The organism is Chryseobacterium sp. BIGb0232 (assembly GCF_024810195.1).
Classification (GTDB): domain Bacteria; phylum Bacteroidota; class Bacteroidia; order Flavobacteriales; family Weeksellaceae; genus Chryseobacterium; species Chryseobacterium pennae.
This window is the reverse complement of sequence record NZ_JANUEH010000001.1, coordinates 998,065-1,015,875: the sequence shown is the minus strand read 5'-3', so window position 1 is coordinate 1,015,875 and position 17,811 is coordinate 998,065. Positions and strand designations below refer to the sequence as shown.

The following is a 17,811-nucleotide window of genomic DNA, read 5'->3' as shown; positions in this document are numbered from 1 at the left end:
AGATTTTCCGATGGCTGTTTTTTTATTGATATAAAAGTAAAAAGTAAAAAGTAAAAAGTATTGTAGCTAAACAACCATTATCCACGCGGATATCAGCATCAATAGGGGTGGGCTTTAGCTCAGCCAAATAAATATAAAGCATTCCATTGGCTTTAGCCAAAACCTAAGATCAGAAGATTAATAAACTAATCAAAAAACATTATTTTATGTTCACAAAAAGATAAGGTCTATATTTTAAATATGAACATGTCGTAATATTGAAAATTCCTGTAATCGTTATTTTCACATAATTATGTTAAAAAAAGCCTTCGGAAAAACTTCCGAAGGCTTCTTATGAATAAAATCTAACTACTATATTATTTTATAAATTGAAGTTTGTCCATCCCGCATACCAAGTATCACTAAGGTCTGCTACAGCGCCTTTGTAAGCTACTTTTTGGAACCAGTTACTTACTTTAGTATTGGTAAATTTAGCTCCGGACAATAGTGGAGATCCTGAAGCAGGAGCAAAGTTCGGAGTAGTTCCGCCAGGTGCCCATGCGTTAGTAAGTTTTACATCAGCTGTAGAACCTAAGATCGAATTTCCACCATTATTAAACCACGTTGTAAGAAGTTCAATTGAATAAGTGGTAGGAGAAGAAGGTCCGAATTTCAGAGGAGTTGTATTTCCTGCTAAAACATTGTTTTCAAAGAATAATCTATTTCCTGTAATATTAAGATCTGTTGCAGTTCCTTTAGTAGCATCAATAAATAGACCTACAGGATATCCTGTGAATACAGAATTGAATACAGAAATAGATGAGTTTCTTCTGATCTGTAATGCATTTTGGAATAATGCATTGATTTGACCAGGGGCAGCAGAGTTGATTGGCCCGATAATCGTCATGTTAGAGAATGTAGCAGACGTCTGAGGTGCAGTTACAGAACCATTAGCATCATTATCAGATTCAAATGCGTTAGATCCTGAAACGTCAGCTACCTGGGAATCCCTTACGGCAATACCGAACTGTACATTTCCTGAATAACCGTTATCAGTATCGAAATCATCATCAAGACCTTTGTAAGCAATAAGGTGAGAACAGTTTACCGTTCCTCCGAACCATTCGAAACTGTCATCATTAGCATAAGCAACCTCCACATAATCTACAAGAGTTCCGTTACCTACCCCTCCAAATGTGATCCCATTGATCTCTTTATCTGGTAAGAATGCATACCCTGCATATTCTACTCTTACATATTGTAATACACCACTGTTGTCAGCTGCATTATTTCCTCCGTAAAGTCCAAGGCCATCAGCATCATTGATACCTCCTTCCATTTCTCCAACACCGTTTTGTCCTTTAAATGTAGCATTGGTAGGTGCATTTCCTAAGATAACAAGACCTGCCCAGTCACCTCTTTTTGGACTAGGTTTTTCTGAAGTAAAGATAATTGGATTGGTAGCCGTTCCTTTAGCCATGATTTTACTTCCTCTCGTAATGATTAAAGCTCCGTTTTTATCAGCTTCACCTACGATTTTTGTACCAGGTTCGATTGTTAAAGTCGCTCCCTTAGTTACATATACTAAACCTCTTAGTTTATAAATTTTATTAGCCTTAAGAGTAAGATCAGAAGTGATTTTTCCTGTAAGAATTAGGTTTTCAGAATCTCCTCCGTTTCCGTTACCTCCATTTTGAACGATGGTTGGTCCATCTTCTTCTATATTTCTACATGCAGTAGTTGACACTAAAGCACCAAGCATTAAAGAATATAAAACGAACTTTTTCATATTGTAAGAATTAAATTATTTTTATTAGATTATTTTGAATGAATTATTAAAAGCTGTACCCTAGTGTTAAACTGAAGTTGGTACCTGTTAATCGATCTATGGCAAGAGCGTCAGTAGTATCATACTTTTTGTTATTGTTTAGATCATGATAGAATTTAGCACGACGGTTCAGGATATCAGAAACATTTAGCTTGATTTCTCCTTTTTTGTTCCAGATCTTCTTAGCAACCTGGAAGTCTAAAAGTGGTCTCGGAGCTTCCCAGATTGGCGGAACCTGATCGTTTCCTACATAAAGGATTCTTCTTCCGATCATGTTGAATAGTACAGTAGAAGACCATCCTGACTTCTCAGCATCATACTGAAGACTTAAGTTGATGGTGTAAGGAGACTGTCCCTGCATGGGTCTGTCAATTCTGGTAGCCTCATCTGTTACTTTGTTTTTAATATAAGCGAAGTTACCACCCAACGTGAAGTCTTTAAGAGTGCTTACAAAATCCAGTTTTTTTCTGAATTCCAATTCAACTCCGTAAGCATCAGCCTTGTCTACATTCAGATAGTTGAAGGTATTACTTGTTCCTACCCCCGATTGGTTGAAGTACAATTCAATCGGTTTTTTGAAGTTTTTATAGAAAGCTGCCACGGAAAGGATCTCTCCATTTCTTGGATAGAATTCCCAACGTAGGTCGGCACTTGTAATTTTAGTTCTTTCAATATCCTTGCTTCCGATTACAGTAGCTCCCAGATCAAAATCATAATAAGCTAAAGGAGAAACCTCTCTGAACTCAGGTCTTACTACAGTCTGTGAACCGGCAAGACGGATATTCATTTTAGGATTCACTTTGAAAGTTAAGTTAAGCGCTGGTAAGAAATCTGTAACACGTGTATTTACAAAACGGTCATCGCTTCTTTTGGTACTACCTACCAGCTGATCAAAGTTTTCAACTCTTAATCCCCAAACAGCTCTTAACCAAGGTGTAAAGTTGTTGTCAAACTGTAGATATCCTGCGTTAAGGATTGTGTTGGCAATATATCGGTATTGGTTTCCGGCAATTTCATCAAATGTAAATCTACCGTCAGTACCGAAGTTTTCAGAATTAAAGATCGTCTCAAAAGGTTGGGAAAGTAATCCTTGGTTGTATTTTTCAAGCCTTACAGAGAATGGCCTTGAGTTATAGATTCTGTCTTTTACCTGGAATAAATATCCTCCCTTAATGGTTTGCTTCTGACCGAATAAAGTAAATGATTTAGAGACATCACCCCCTGCATTATACAGGTAATCACTCAATGTAGAATAGAAAACACTTCCTGATTTCTGGGAAAGACCATTCGAGATCAAGGCCAGGTAAGGACTTCCATCCATATTCGTGTATTGGTTATACTGCAAACGCTGTAGCAAAGGAATATACTGATCCAGAATCCCGAAGCTTCCGTACCAGTTTACGGTAAGACCACCAAGAGCATCTATTTTGTGAGTTCCGGTAAGAGTTGAATTATAGAAAATAGTTTCTTTAAATCCAATTTCCCTTGCCTGGATATTGGTTCCGTTGATAGGATCAAATTCAAAATCTTTTCCTGATCTGAAAGACATGTGGTTCACCGTATTATTGGTGATGATGTTCTTTAAAGTAATTTTATTGTTGCTGTTAAACTTCAGCGCTAGATTCAACATCCCGCCAAGAATAACATCGTTGGTATATTTTTCAGTATAGTAATCGAAGTTTGTATTTGCAATTTCGTCGTTGATGGTGAAGAAACGGTTGTTGGTTACAGTTCTTCTTTTATTGTTACTGTAGTTTAAAACTGCAATAACCCCTAAGTCTTTTCCGAAAACCTTTGTATTGAAACCTCCATCCAATTGTAAGCTTACGTTTTCAGGATAACCTATCGTATTGTATCCTAGATTTTTAGTAAATCCTTTACCAATATCTGTTTTTTGACCTTCACTCAGAATACTGAACGCATTCTTTGCAGGCATATTGGTAGGTAATTTTCTGTAACCATCATCAATTCCTACAAAGTCCCATTTTCCTCCTTTCTGCATAAAGAACTCATGGTTCATGGTAATGTTGTTACCTCCCACACCCACTTGTGCATTGAAGAAGTCTTTATTAGGAATGTCTTTAGTGTTTACCTGAATCAGTCCGCCTCCCCATTCACCGGTATATTCAGGAATAAAGGTTTTATTGATAACAAGGGTTTCGATAACATTGGCAGGGAAAAGGTCAAAAGAGAAAGTCTTTCTGTCCGGTTCCGTACTGGATAGCTGAATACCGTTTAGCATGGCCTGGTTATAACGGTCAGATAATCCTCTTACGACTATATATTTTCCATCAAATAAACTTACCCCTGAAACTCTTTTCAGAACTTCACCGGTGTTTCTGTCCGGACTTCTTTTAATTGCTTCAATACCAATAACCTGAGAAACTACACCTGCATTTTTCTGTAATCCGATGGTAGAGGCAATCGTTTCTTTTCTTGCATTAGATTTAATGACAACCCCCTCAATTTCTTTCTCTTTAGCAGTTGGTTTTTCCAAAACAATATCAAGATGAGTGTTTCCGTCATTTTTTACGATAACTTCACTGATCTCCTTTTTATTGTACCCGTTAGAGCTTACCGTTATTATATAGTTGGCACCAGGGGATAAATTGATAGAATAGTATCCGGAAAGGTCTGTGACTACTTCCTGGTCATTAACCTTTACTTTTACACCTTCTATAGGAGTGTTGTCCTTCTCATCCAATACCCTACCTTCAAGAATTTGGCTCTGTGCAAAAGCATAGCCAGCAGAAAACAAGGCAAGTAGCATAATGCTCTTGTGGAGTTGTTTTTTCATTTTACTTCTTTTACTTCTTTTTCAAGGGCAAAATAAAGGCTAAGTTTTTAGGAAAAGTTTAGGATAATCTTAATTAATTGTGAAGTTTGTATTAATGAATTATAAGTTGTTTACGTTATTGATCTTTGTTTTTTTAATGGTTTTATTTTATTTGTTTTATAGAAAATGTTTCGTATATTTGATTTTAATTCATTTATTTATTCTTTTTATTATTGATTTTTTAATTGCTGTGAAAATATTCGCTTTTTAATAATTAGTTAACATTGGGAGGATAGATGAAATCAATGAAAATAGTTACTTTTGTGGGAATTCTTAAACTAGAAGATGAGCAAAAAAATTCTTTTAATAGACGACGAACTGGACATTTTAGAGATTCTGTCTTACAACCTGGAAAAGGAAGGATATGAAATCCATACTGCTACCAATGGTAATGAGGGAATAGAAAAAGCAAAGGAAATAATTCCTGATCTTATTCTACTGGATGTAATGATGCCAGAAAAAGATGGTATTGAAACTTGTCAGGAACTTCGTAAAGTGAAAGAACTCCAAAAGACACTTATTGTTTTCCTTTCCGCAAGAAGCGAAGAGTTTTCCCAGTTAGCAGGCTTCCAGGCAGGCGCTAATGATTACGTTGTAAAACTGATCAAACCGAAAATTCTTATCTCTAAAGTAAACGCTTTATTACAATTGACTTCGCAGGTTTCTGACAACGCCAAGCTGATTGAGATCGGTGATCTTGTTATTGATAAAGATAATTTCAGAGTTTCTAAAAGTGGACAGCAGTTTCTTCTTCCTAAAAAAGAATTTGATCTACTGTATCTTTTGGCTTCCAACACTGAAAAAGTTTTCAAAAGAGAAGAAATTCTTGAAAAAGTTTGGGGTAATGATGTTATTGTAGGAGAAAGAACCATTGATGTTCACATCAGAAGGCTGAGAGAAAAACTGGGCATCAATACCATTCAGACATTAAAAGGAATTGGATATAAACTGATCGTTTAATCCTTTAAAAACCTTATCTTTACGTTCAATCCTTAAAACTTTGTAAAATTGAAATTTTACAGGCTTACACTCGTTGCCTCCTGTCTGCTGACATTGGTAATGCTTTTTCTGGTGGTCGTTTTCGATTCACTTAAAGATATCTATTATGAGACCCCTTTATTCAAAACGGGTCTTTTAATCTGTGTAGTTCTTATCTTTATTATCAACTGTGTGGTATTGGAACTTCTTTTCAACTATTACGGAAGAAAACAGGTAAAAGGACTTTCCGGAATCCTACCACAGGAAATGGTTCATGATAACGATGAGAATATTACCATCAAAGAATTGGGAGAAAGATTTTCAGATCTCAATCAGCAGAGAGCCACAGAAATAGATATGATGAAAGAAATGGAAAGCTACCGTAAAGAATATATCGGTAATGTTTCCCATGAACTTAAAACTCCTTTATTTTCCATTCAGGGCTATGTGGAAACCTTAAGAGACGGTGGTGTAGATAATCTGACCATCCGTGATAAATATCTTGAAAGGATTGATAAGTCTGTAGAAAGACTGATTGCCATCGTTACAGACCTTGATATGATCAACAGGCTTGAAGCAGGGGAGATTAATCTTACCGTTTCAAAATTTGATGTTAACCTTCTGATCAGGGAGATTTTTGATCTTCTTGACCTTGAAGCCGAAAAACGGAATACCACATTACAGATCCAGACCCTGCATCCACAGATTTTTGTAGAAGCAGATAAACAGAAAATTTCTCAGGTCTTTATCAATCTGATATCAAATGCAATTCACTATGCCAACAGACAGGAAGCAAAAGTGATCGTTAAAACGAGTGTTTTAAAGAATAAAGTACTTATTGAAGTGATCGATAACGGGATGGGAATCAAATCTGAAATTCTTCCAAGAATCTTCGAACGTTTCTATCGTGTAGAAACCAGCCGAAGCCGAAGAGAAGGTGGTTCCGGATTAGGACTTGCCATTGTAAAGCACATCCTTGAGGCTCACAATGAAAACATTACTGTAGAAAGTGTTTACCTCGAAGGAACGAAATTCAGTTTTATGCTTGAAAAAAGTAAATAATTCCGTCAAAATGTAAGGAAAAAAAATATTTTAAAAAATCCTGAAATATTTTTTTGTCACATGTCATTTATTATATATTTGCACCAGAGATTTATCATAATTATAAAGGCAAAAAAGTAATTTAAGAAACTGATATGGTTTACAAAATCCGCGTAATATTAGATGCGAAAGAGGATATTTTCCGTGATATTGAAGTTAAGGGAAAACAAACGTTATGGAACTTACATTTAGGAATTAAAAGTGCATTCAGTCTGCAGGGAGAAGAACTTTCTACTTTTAATCTGTTAGAAGAAGACGGAACGATCGTAAAAGGTGTCCCATTGGAAGATATGAGCGATGATGGTGATGGTGAGATTATGTCAGACGTATACATTGATGAAGCTTTTGAAAACAAAGGGGATAAAGCACAATTCCAGTATGGGCTTCTTGATCTTTGGGAATTCTTCTGTGAGCTTATAGAAATCATTGATGAGACAAAAGGAGTAAACTACCCGATTACGGTATACAGATTTGGAAATGTTCCATTAAAAGCTCCTAGTAAAAATGGAAATGGAGGAGGTTCCAGAAAGAAATCAGCAATGCCTTTGGCAGATGATGAGTTTGGTTTCGAAGATGACTTCGGAGGCGGCGGAAATTTTGCCGATGAAGACGACAGCTATGATGATGAGGAGGAAGAAGACTACAACGATGACATCTTTGATGACGAAGATGATAGCGATGACGAAAGATAAGATGTAGACATAGAAATATTGCCCCGGATTAAACAATCCGGGGCTTTTTAATAGAAATAAAAGAAATTTATAACATTTCATTTTTAAAGAATTACAGATCAGACAGAAAGTTTGAAGTTGATTCCTCATCTTCTCTCTAAAAATAATTTAGAACAGATTAAAAACTTTGTGCCAAATTTCAACCATTAATGGGACTGCTTTATTTCCCAACCTTTATAATCATATTCAGATAAAGGAAAATTTACCATAAGTCAATTGCTTTTTAATCTGTATTATTTCAAAAAGGACGTCTGTAATTTTCCCTTTTAGCCCCCTTCCCTGAAAAACAATCCTTACTTTTGTTAAAAATAGATTAATGAAGAAATTAATTTTATTAGCTGTAATTGGTCTGGGAATTGTTTCCTGTACCACTCAAAAAAATACCGGGAAGATGACAGAACTGCCAAAAGAATGGAAACATACTACAAATATCTACGAAGTAAATATCAGACAATATACTCAGGAAGGGACTTTTAAAGCATTTGCAAAAGAAATGCCCCGACTGAAAGCGATGGGAGTAAGAACTCTCTGGTTTATGCCCATTACCCCGATTGCTCAGCAAAATAAAAAAGGAAGCTTGGGAAGCCCTTATGCAGCAGCAGATTACACCTCCATCAATCCGGAATTCGGGACAATGGAAGATTTCAAAGCTATAGTGAATGAAGCGCACAGACTGGGATTCAAAGTGATCATTGACTGGGTAGGCAATCACACAGGCTGGGATCATGTATGGACGAAGACTCACCCTGAATTTTATCTGAAAGATTCCGATGGGAAATTCCATATTGCTTCCGGAATGGATGATATCATTGAACTGGATTATAAAAATCAGGAAATGCGTCAGGCTATGATTGATGCCATGAAATTCTGGGTAACGGAAACGGATATCGACGGTTTCAGATGCGATCTGGCTTCATGGGTGGAAGTAGATTTCTGGCAACAGGCACGTCCGGAAGTAGAGAAAGTAAAACCTCTTTTCTGGCTGGGGGAATTTGATGAATTGGAAAGTCCTGAGTATGGAAAAGTTTTTGATGCAAGCTATTCCTGGAAATGGATGCACAAATCTGCAGATTACTACAAAAAAAACGAGCCGCTTCAGGAGCTGAAGGATTTATTGGTGCAATATTCCAATATCGGAGATAACTCAATGAGAGCCTGGTTTACGGCTAATCATGATGAAAATTCGTGGAACGGGACAGAATATGAAAAATATGCAGTAATTGCAAAACCGATGGCTGTATTTTCAGCTACATGGAACGGAGTTCCGTTATTATATTCAGGTCAGGAACTTCCCAATATGAAAAGACTTGAGTTTTTTGAGAAAGATCCGATTAAATGGACTAAGACTTATCAGGTTGCTGATTTTTATAAAACATTATTGGATTTAAAAGCTTTCAACCCTGCTTTGAGAGGAGGAGATCCGAATGTGAGCACTTATCTCCTGAATACAACGGCTAATGACAAAATATTAGCATACGTAAGAAAAAATGGAAAAGATGAAGTACTGGTTGTTTTAAACATGTCGAAAGAACCTGTCAACTTTACCATTGAAGATGGAAATATTTCAGGAACATTCAGAAGCGTATTCGAAAAAACAAAAAGGAATTTCGATGAAGGAAAAGACTTCAGTTTTAAAGTTTCAGACTATGCCGTATTTGAAAAGTAACCATTTATGTTACTGAAATTTAGGATGAAACTATAAACTTTAATCGCCATTTTAGAACGGTACAACTTCCCCCTTTTCTGGAGAGGTATCAGCATCTATGATTTTGACGGGTGGTTTTTCCACTCTCAATAAAAGCAGTATTACAATGAACAAAGAGGAAATCATAAACATGGCTAAAACCAAATTAGCAGACAAAATCCAGTATTTCGAAAACCTTATCGCAGAAACCCGCGCTTCCAACAATGATACTAAAAGCTCTATGGGAGATAAGTACGAAACGGGCAGGGAAATGCTTCAGCAGGAAATCAATAACCTGCAGCGTCAGCTTAATGAAGTCTTGAATCAACAGGCTATTTTACAAAAGATTACATCAGACCCTTCCGAAAAAGTTCAGAATGGTGCTTTGGTAAAAACCGATAAGGGATTATTCTATATTGCTGCTTCAATGGGAGAGTTTCTTTGTGATAACAAGAAAATTATGACGGTATCTGCAGAATCTCCTTTAGTAAAAGCAATGTTTGGCAAGAAAATGGGAGAGACATTTACCATCAACAATATCAATCAGAATATTGAGAATATCTGGTAAATCAATCTTTAAAATATTATGAAATTTAAAAATTTACTTCCCTTTGTTTTTCTCTTGGGCAGCTTAGCAAGCAATGCACAGGTTCGTGCCTCAGTTTCCGGGAGAACATATGATTTGGAAACAGTAAAACTTACTGTAGATGGTTTTGTGGTTACCCTTAATGCAGACGGGTTAATCTCCGATTTCAATGCTCCTGACCTCAACGGGAAAGTTGAATATTACGAGGATGCTATTTTTGACAAGATCAAATATGGTAAACTGAAGAGTATAGGCGGTATTAAAATAGACTATTGGAATGATTCCGCATTTACCAGAGAAAAAGCCGGTAAAATAAAGAGTATAGGAAATATCGCTGTGGATTATTGGGATGACACTGCATTTACCAGAGAAAAAGCTGGTAAAGTAAAGAAAATAGGAAATCTTAATGTAGATTACTGGGGAGATGATATCATGGATAACAGCAGGTTGGGAAAACTGAAAACAATAGGTGATATTTCTATAGATTACGGAACTAAAGATATTATCGATGAAAGTAAGTTTAAAAAGCTTGTGAAATTTGGCCCGGTAAAACTGGATTATTCGAATGATAAGTTTATTGATAAAAATAGATACGGACAGCTGAAATCAATCAACGGAAACAGTGAGAAAATTAGTGTAACAGTATTATAATTCTATCAAAAAGAATAAAATATTTTAATATTCCGTAGGTGACAGATATACAACTGTTTAATAGAAAACGGATATACCTATTATAAAAAGCATTCATACAATGGGTGCTTTTTTTGATGCTTTTTTACTAAATTTGGGGCATAAAATTCCTTTCAAAATGCAAAACTACCTGGATCTTTTACAGCATATTTTAGACAACGGAACCGATAAAACTGACAGAACAGGCACTGGAACAAGAAGTGTGTTTGGTTATCAGCTAAGATATGATCTGTCAAAAGGGTTTCCTTTGGTGACCACCAAAAAAGTGCATTTGAAATCCATTATCTACGAATTGCTTTGGTTTCTGAAAGGAGATACCAATATCAAATATCTTAAAGATAACGGAGTAAGTATCTGGGATGAATGGGCAGATGAAAATGGTGACCTTGGCCCTGTTTACGGGGCACAATGGAGAAGCTGGAATGGAGCAGACGGAAAAATAGTGGATCAGATCACGGAAGTAATCGACCAAATCAAAAAGAATCCGGACTCCAGAAGGCTTATCGTTTCTGCATGGAATGTGGCAGAGATCCCGAATATGGCGCTGGCACCTTGCCATGCATTATTTCAGTTTTATGTAGCAGACGGTAAATTGTCATTACAGCTTTATCAGAGAAGTGCAGATGTTTTTCTTGGAGTTCCTTTCAATATTGCCAGTTATGCACTGTTACTGATGATGGTAGCACAGGTTTGTGATCTTGAAGTGGGAGATTACGTACATAGTTTTGGGGATGTTCATATTTATAACAACCATTTTGAACAGGTAAACAGACAGCTTTCAAGAGAAACAAAATCTCTTCCGACCATGAAGCTGAATCCGGAGGTGAAAAATATTTTTGATTTCGATTTTGAAGATTTTACCTTAGAAAACTATGATCCACATCCGGGAATTAAAGCTCCTGTAGCTATTTAATATGACCGGATTTCCTGATTGTCTTTTGTAATTGGCAGATTTCTGTTATTTTTGAAGTTTGTGAGAATCTATTGCTCATCACAGATTTTGAAAAATATTATGGAAAAAAAATTAAACAATCGTTATCTGATATTGTTGAATATCCTGATCATTGTTTACAATCTTTATATATGGCTGTCCATTTTTATAGAAAAGGTAATCGTAGCAGATGACTTAAAAGAGGCGTACAATTCGAAATATATTTCGAAACCTTATGTAAGCTATATTTATTCCTATCTGGATTCTTCCAATATGGCAGCAAGGCCGGTATCCGGATTCGTGACAGGAACTTTGGTTTTTCTTTCACAGTATAATGACTCCGTTTATCTTTTAGGAATACTGTTTTTTCCGCTTTCTTTAATTGCTTTATACTGGGTGATACAAAAAATTCTGTCAAAAGAATTGGCAAGCCTGATTACCTTATTGTATTCATGTTCTCTGATTGGTACGAGCATTCAGTTTTCTCCAATCATGCTGAACTCAAATCTGGCAACCCTGTTCTTTTCTCTAAGCATTTATTACACATATGTTCGTAAAAATATTCTCTGGAGTGCTCTGTTTTTTATACTGTCCATATTAAGTTATGAGATTTTCCTGCCGCTTATTCTTTTAAACTTGTTTCTTATCAAAGAAAATAAAAAACGGGTTATATTCCTGCTGTTGACACTTGGTACAATTGTTTTTTTCAGGAAAGTAATTCAGCCGGAGATATTTGCTCACTCATATCAAAGAGATGAGGTTGGGAAAATCTTCGAATTGAAAAGAGTCATGCAGGTAACTGTTTTAACTGCAAAGTTATTTTTCAAAGATATCTTTGTCGGGATTTATAAAGGGATATTAAATCTTAGAAACCTTTATATTATAGAAGTATTGTTAGCTTTGATCATGTCTTCTATAGTTTATAAGATATTTTCCGCTTATGATTTTAAAAGCAAATTAAAAGACATTAAAAATATAGGATTAATTTCTTTGATTTCAATTGTTCTTGCAGTAAGTGTTTACTATGTTTCCTCCTATATTCCTACGCTTTTTGGGTTTGATAACCGAAGTCTTGGAGCTATTAGACTCTTTTATACCATCTTTATCATTTCGGGAATCATTTACCTGTCCTTTAAATTTAAGCTGGGCAATAAAACTGTCAGCACTCTTTTTGCTGTCTTGACTTTCATTCTTGTTATAACCAATATCAGTGTGAAAAATGCCTGGATCTACGCCAGTCGGTTCAATAATACCATGTTTCATCAGCTGAGTGTAGCTCTTAAAGCAGATCATATCGAAAGTGGAGTAGTCTGTCTGAGATATGATATGTTCACGGAACTCAAGACTAATCCGCATTTTATCCTTAGAGAACCTATTTTCTATAACAATTGGGAATGCCGGATGCTGTCTGAAATAAATGGGATTGATGCTAAAAAAGTCAAGGTTTTTAATGCAGACAGACAAACGAAATGTGAGATGGTGTTTCTGTATAAAGACGGAAAAATTATCAGAGAGAGGTAATGTATTGAGTAAGGAAGCCTGAGGCTGGAAGCTGGAAGTTATTGCAACCTTAATATGACTGTTGTTTTATTTTTGAATATTGTTTACTGATCATTCTGAATGAAACGGAGCGAAATGAAGATTCTATCCTATTGATGTTTATAATATACCTCAACATATCTTAGAAAGCCTGTAGGTCATCTCCGGTTGGTTAGTACCCTCCATCTTCCGTCTTCCATCTTCCATCCTTCCTCTTTCCCACAAAAATCACCTTTAAAAAAGCGCCAACAGACCTATTCTTTCTAAAATAAGTTTTAAATTTGAAAGAACTTGATATTAACCCTTTAACAAAAGGAATAATTATAAACCAATCACAAGATCATGAAGTATTTAAAAATAAATATTGAAGAAAATGCCGATCCTGAAGTACTAAAAAATATTGTACTTCAATTGAAAGGGGTTGCTTCAGCCGAAATCGTTGATGACGAAAATCCGGAAAGTGAACTGAAAAAAGCTTTTGCCAAAACAAAAGAGCAGTTGAAAACAGGAGATTACGAAACTTTAGTCAATGATATTTTCGATATTATCATAAAAAAATAACTCTAAAATTATAAAGTAGACAGATGAGAAAGGCCATATTATCGATTGCGATACTCGGAATCTTTTTTTCCGCCAACGTATCAGCACAGACCGAAACTTCAGGAAGAGAAAGTGTGTACAGAGCTACCCACACCAAGGTAACAGAACTGAAACACACCAAACTGAAGGTAAACTTCGATTATCAGAAAGAACAGATGAATGGAGAAGAATGGTTAACGGCCTCTCCCTATTTCTACCCTACCAATGAGCTGATTCTTGATGCAAAAGCAATGTTGATCCATGAAGTAGCCCTTGATAATAATGGTAAAAAATCTCCTCTAAAATATGAATATAAAGACGATGTTCTGAAAATCACACTGGATAAAACTTACCAGAAAAATCAGGACTATACAGTTTACATCAAATATACATCCCGTCCAAATGAAGTGAAACAACAGGGAAGTATGGCGATCAATGATGCGAAAGGGCTTTATTTCATCAATGCCCAGGGAACAGATTCTGATCTCCCGACTCAGATCTGGACGCAGGGAGAAACAGAATCATCCTCTGCATGGTTCCCAACCATCGATAAATCCAATCAGAAAACAACTCAGGAAATCTATATGACAGTTCCTGATAAGTATGTGACGCTTTCCAATGGTCTCCTGAAAGATTCTCAAAAAGAATCCAATGGCCTTAGAACCGATCATTGGGTAATGGATAAAAGGCATTCGACTTATCTTTTCTTTATGGGAGTAGGAGAATATGCTATTGTTAAAGACAAATGGAAGAATATTCCGGTAGATTACTATATCGAGAAAGAATACGAACCTTATGCGAAACAGATCTATGGAAACACTCCTGAAATGATCGAGTTTTTTTCTAAAAAGTTAAATTATGATTATCCATGGGCAAAATATGCACAGATTTCCGGTAGAAATTATGTGAGCGGAGCGATGGAAAATACAACAGCAACCCTTCATGGAAGTGATATTCTTCAAAAGCCTGGACAGCTGATTGATGAAAATACATGGGAAGATACCATTGCCCATGAATTGTTTCATCATTGGTTTGGGGACCTCGTAACAGCAGAAAGCTGGAGCAACCTTACCGTAAATGAATCTTTCGCCAATTATTCCGAATACCTTTGGAATGAATATAAATATGGAAAAGATCAGGCAGATTATCACCTGATGAAGGACGTGAATATGTACCTTCATAATCCTAATGATTTTAAGAAAAACCTGGTAAGATTCAATTATGATTCCCGTGAAGATGTCTTTGATCTGGTTACCTACCAAAAAGGAGGAGGAATTTTGAATATGCTGCGAAACTATTTAGGTGATGATGCTTTTTTTGCAGGTATGAATGATTACCTGAAGACTTATGAATATCAGAATGCAGAAGCACATCAGCTGAGACTTTCCTTTGAAAAAGTTTCCGGAAAAGACCTGAACTGGTTTTTCAATCAATGGTATTTCGGAAGCGGAAATCCGAAGGTTAATTACTCATTTACCTTTGAGCCTGTGAAAAAACAGGTGTCGGTGATCATTAATCAGACCCAGGATCAGATGTTTGAATTTCCTCTGGCTATTGATGTCTATGACAATGGAAAACCGAAGAGATATAATGTATGGGTAAATGCAGACGCAAAGAATACATTCAATTTTGATGTTTCTAAAGCTCCAGACTTAGTGAATATCAATGCTGATGGAATTTTGTTGGCAGATATTACCGATACAAAAACTCCGGAACAGAATCTGTTGCAGTTTACAAACTCCAAAGAATTTAAAAGCAGATATACAGCTTTAACGGGAATCAAAGATCAGGTAGGAAAGAATCCTGCAGCAACAAAATTATTGGCAGTAGCGCTGAAAGACCCGTTTTTCAGAATAAGAATGAAAGCTTTGGAATTAGTGGATCTTACCAATCCTGAACAAATGAAAGTATTAGGAGCTGATGTTGAAAAACTGGCTTCCAGTGATCCTAAAACCCTGACACAGGCGGCTGCTATTGCTGCTTTGGCAAAAACAAAAGATAAAAAATACCTTCCGCTTTTTGAAAAAGGAGTGGGTGCTGTTTCCAATGCTGTGAAAGGAAGTTCATTAGGAGGTGTGCTTGCTGTAGACCCGTCAAAAGCCAATTCATTAGCAGATAAAATCAATCTGGATGGAGCTTCAGATGAGTTACAGGCACAGTTGCTTCCAATTATTGTAAAGAATAAGGTGACTTCCCAAATGTCGAAAATTGCTCCACTGGCAGCATTTTATCCGTTTATCAAATTCCAGAATCCGGAATTGGGTAAATCGGCAGAAGAAGGGTTCAACTGGATCATGACCTCTGATAATCTAAAAGCTACCGAGAGTATAACTAAGATTTTAGGATACGCTAAAAATCAGATGGGAGATAATCCACAGGCTAAAATGATGGTGGTGCAAATGCTGAAAGATGGTTTAAGTAAAAAAATGGAATTGCTGAAACAGAATCCACAAAATGCTGCAAGTATCAATAAACAGATCGATGCTCTGAATAAGGCCATTGAAAATTATAAATAAAATGTAAAGCCGGCAAAATTTGCCGGCTTTCTTATTAATGGATATACAATTTCCAAAGACTTTTATGTATAGAACCCTGTTACAATCGAACTGAGTCGGTAAAAAATAATGGGTTTTTACGGAATCTATCTGATTTGCACTGATTTTTAACAATAGTATAAAAATCAGGTGTTTTTGCTGTTGTTTTTTGCGGTATCTTTCATAAATTCGTTTAAAATTTAAAGAAATATGAGTTTTGGAATTGAAGCAGCAAGCTATTATGTACCTTCTTTGTATTTGGAAATTAAAGATTTAGCCGAAAAAAGAGGTATAGAGCCGGCGAAATTGGAGAAGGGGTTAGGACTTCATAAAATGGGATTGCCTGATGTACATGAAGACGCTGCAACTTTTGCGGCTGAGGCCTTATTAAGATTAATTCAGGATTATACGATTAATCCTAAAGAGATATCAAGAATTTATCTGGGAACAGAAAGTGCTTTAGATGCTGCAAAACCAACAGCATCTTATGCCATGCAAATGGTTGAAAAAGTATTGGAAGAATCATTGGGGGAAAGAGTTTTCAGAAACTGTGATGTAGTAGATATGACTTTTGCATGTGTAGGTGGAGTAGATGCCTTACATAACGCATTGGATTTTGTAAGAGTAAATCCCGATAAAAAAGCTGTAGTCATTGCCAGTGATTATGCAAAATATGAATTAGCCTCTTCAGGAGAATATACACAGGGTGGCGGAGCAGTTGCATTACTGATTTCTGCAAAACCTGATCTTCTTGAAATAGAAAATAACTGGGGAGTAGCTACAGAAAGTGTTTTCGATTTCTTCAAACCAAGAAGACAGTATAACAAAGAAGATTTGAACGGAGCTCCGGAAATGTATCCTGATAAGATTGAAGTCTTTACTGACGAACCTGTTTTTGATGGACAGTATTCTAACCAGTGTTATCAGGATAGAATAAGAGAGGCTTATCAGCATTATAAAGAGATTACAGGTAAAGAAAAACCTTATGAAGACTGGAAGTATCTTGTTTTTCATCTTCCTTATGCTTTCCATGGTAAAAGAGTATTTACCGAAATCTACAGTCTTGAAAACGGAATTTCGTATCAAACGCCGGATGAGCAGAAAGCGGTTGCTAAATCTGAAAATTATATGCAGCTGATTAATTCAGCTATTGAAAAGACTCAAAGAGCTTCTTCAGAAATTGGAAATATGTATACGGCTTCTATTTTTATGGCGTTACTTTCCGGTTTGCAGACTTCCTTTAATGAGAATGAAGACCTGTCTGGAAAAGAGATAGGATTCTTCGGATATGGAAGTGGTTCCAAGTCAAAAGTATTTGCAGGTAAAATCTCTCCCAACTGGAAAACAGTGGTGGAGAAATGGAATTTATTCAAAAATCTGAATAATAGAAGAGCTGTTGATTTTGAGACCTATGAAAAGCTTCACAAAAAGCGATTAAGTCAATCTGTAAATCCCGATTACAAAGGATTTGGCCTTGTTTCTATAGAAACTGAAAATCCTGTTTTAATTGGGGCAAGATATTACCATTGTCAGAATTAAAAATAAATATTTAAGTTATTAAAAGCATTCTAATTTTTAGAATGTTTTTTTTTTTGTCTTTATTGGTTGATTTATCTGTTTATTTTTTATTATTTCATCTGTTTTATTGGTAAAATGTGATTTTAAATTTACATATTGTTCATTTAAAATCACATTTTAATATAAATTTTTCACTCGTTTCCTAGATTTTATATAATGTGTTGAAATTTTTAACGATTATTAAAATTTATCTAATATTATTTTTTTTAAAAATTCTTTAACTTTTTTTTAACAAAA

The 17,811-nt window shown here is 35.7% G+C and carries 13 protein-coding genes; 11 read left to right on the top strand and 2 right to left on the bottom strand.

From position 1 onward, the window contains the following. Positions 1-361 precede the first annotated feature (361 nt). Together M2372_RS04295 and M2372_RS04290 are read right to left on the bottom strand one after the other, a co-directional pair. Positions 362-1,768 (bottom strand): hypothetical protein, encoded by a 1,407-nt coding sequence (locus tag M2372_RS04295; protein WP_123318213.1) that lies wholly within the window; start codon positions 1,766-1,768, stop codon positions 362-364. 46 nt (positions 1,769-1,814) lie between these two features. Continuing rightward, positions 1,815-4,604 (bottom strand): TonB-dependent receptor domain-containing protein, encoded by a 2,790-nt coding sequence (locus M2372_RS04290; RefSeq protein WP_123318214.1) that lies wholly within the window; start codon positions 4,602-4,604, stop codon positions 1,815-1,817. A gap of 324 nt (positions 4,605-4,928) precedes the next feature. Here M2372_RS04290 and M2372_RS04285 point away from each other — a divergent pair, with 324 nt between their 5' ends. From M2372_RS04285 to M2372_RS04235, 11 genes are all read left to right on the top strand, one after another. After that, on the top strand, positions 4,929-5,603 hold the full coding sequence (locus M2372_RS04285; RefSeq protein ID WP_115969519.1) for a response regulator transcription factor: 675 nt from the start codon (positions 4,929-4,931) through the stop codon (positions 5,601-5,603). A gap of 48 nt (positions 5,604-5,651) precedes the next feature. Further along, a complete protein-coding gene (locus tag M2372_RS04280) occupies positions 5,652-6,683 on the top strand; it encodes a cell wall metabolism sensor histidine kinase WalK (RefSeq protein WP_115969521.1) in 1,032 nt (343 codons plus the stop codon). A 134-nt stretch (positions 6,684-6,817) separates the two neighbouring features. After that, positions 6,818-7,414 carry an IS1096 element passenger TnpR family protein gene (locus M2372_RS04275; RefSeq protein WP_123318215.1) on the top strand — a complete coding sequence of 199 codons (597 nt, stop codon included), beginning with the start codon at positions 6,818-6,820 and terminating at the stop codon, positions 7,412-7,414. A 355-nt stretch (positions 7,415-7,769) separates the two neighbouring features. Then, positions 7,770-9,119 (top strand): alpha-amylase family glycosyl hydrolase, encoded by a 1,350-nt coding sequence (locus M2372_RS04270; RefSeq protein WP_123318216.1) that lies wholly within the window; start codon positions 7,770-7,772, stop codon positions 9,117-9,119. A 145-nt stretch (positions 9,120-9,264) separates the two neighbouring features. Next, positions 9,265-9,705, top strand: coding sequence for a hypothetical protein (locus tag M2372_RS04265; RefSeq protein WP_123319071.1), 441 nt, complete (start codon positions 9,265-9,267; stop codon positions 9,703-9,705). Positions 9,706-9,723: 18 nt separating this feature from the next. Next, positions 9,724-10,374, top strand: coding sequence for a hypothetical protein (locus tag M2372_RS04260; protein WP_123318217.1), 651 nt, complete (start codon positions 9,724-9,726; stop codon positions 10,372-10,374). A gap of 157 nt (positions 10,375-10,531) precedes the next feature. After that, entirely contained in the window at positions 10,532-11,326 is a 795-nt protein-coding gene (locus M2372_RS04255; protein WP_123319072.1) for a thymidylate synthase, read from the top strand. A 99-nt stretch (positions 11,327-11,425) separates the two neighbouring features. After that, positions 11,426-12,865 (top strand): hypothetical protein, encoded by a 1,440-nt coding sequence (locus tag M2372_RS04250; RefSeq protein WP_123318218.1) that lies wholly within the window; start codon positions 11,426-11,428, stop codon positions 12,863-12,865. Between the two features lie 360 nt (positions 12,866-13,225). Further along, positions 13,226-13,444, top strand: a complete 219-nt coding sequence (locus tag M2372_RS04245) for a hypothetical protein (RefSeq protein ID WP_068944240.1) — start codon at positions 13,226-13,228, stop codon at positions 13,442-13,444. A gap of 23 nt (positions 13,445-13,467) precedes the next feature. Continuing rightward, on the top strand, positions 13,468-15,978 hold the full coding sequence (locus tag M2372_RS04240; protein ID WP_123318219.1) for a M1 family metallopeptidase: 2,511 nt from the start codon (positions 13,468-13,470) through the stop codon (positions 15,976-15,978). Between the two features lie 228 nt (positions 15,979-16,206). Next, positions 16,207-17,535: a hydroxymethylglutaryl-CoA synthase family protein gene (locus M2372_RS04235; RefSeq protein WP_123318220.1), complete on the top strand. Its 1,329-nt coding sequence runs from the start codon at positions 16,207-16,209 to the stop codon at positions 17,533-17,535. Positions 17,536-17,811: the final 276 nt, after the last annotated feature.

Bases quoted from the DNA above. Each gene is read 5' to 3' on its own strand.
- M2372_RS04295 (WP_123318213.1), bottom strand. From the start codon at position 1,768: ATGAAAAAGTTCGTTTTATATTCTTTAATGCTTGGTGCTTTAGTGTCA.
- M2372_RS04290 (WP_123318214.1), bottom strand. From the start codon at position 4,604: ATGAAAAAACAACTCCACAAGAGCATTATGCTACTTGCCTTGTTTTCT.
- M2372_RS04285 (WP_115969519.1), top strand. From the start codon at position 4,929: ATGAGCAAAAAAATTCTTTTAATAGACGACGAACTGGACATTTTAGAG.
- M2372_RS04275 (WP_123318215.1), top strand. From the start codon at position 6,818: ATGGTTTACAAAATCCGCGTAATATTAGATGCGAAAGAGGATATTTTC.
- M2372_RS04270 (WP_123318216.1), top strand. From the start codon at position 7,770: ATGAAGAAATTAATTTTATTAGCTGTAATTGGTCTGGGAATTGTTTCC.
- M2372_RS04265 (WP_123319071.1), top strand. From the start codon at position 9,265: ATGAACAAAGAGGAAATCATAAACATGGCTAAAACCAAATTAGCAGAC.
- M2372_RS04260 (WP_123318217.1), top strand. From the start codon at position 9,724: ATGAAATTTAAAAATTTACTTCCCTTTGTTTTTCTCTTGGGCAGCTTA.
- M2372_RS04255 (WP_123319072.1), top strand. From the start codon at position 10,532: ATGCAAAACTACCTGGATCTTTTACAGCATATTTTAGACAACGGAACC.
- M2372_RS04250 (WP_123318218.1), top strand. From the start codon at position 11,426: ATGGAAAAAAAATTAAACAATCGTTATCTGATATTGTTGAATATCCTG.
- M2372_RS04245 (WP_068944240.1), top strand. From the start codon at position 13,226: ATGAAGTATTTAAAAATAAATATTGAAGAAAATGCCGATCCTGAAGTA.
- M2372_RS04240 (WP_123318219.1), top strand. From the start codon at position 13,468: ATGAGAAAGGCCATATTATCGATTGCGATACTCGGAATCTTTTTTTCC.
- M2372_RS04235 (WP_123318220.1), top strand. From the start codon at position 16,207: ATGAGTTTTGGAATTGAAGCAGCAAGCTATTATGTACCTTCTTTGTAT.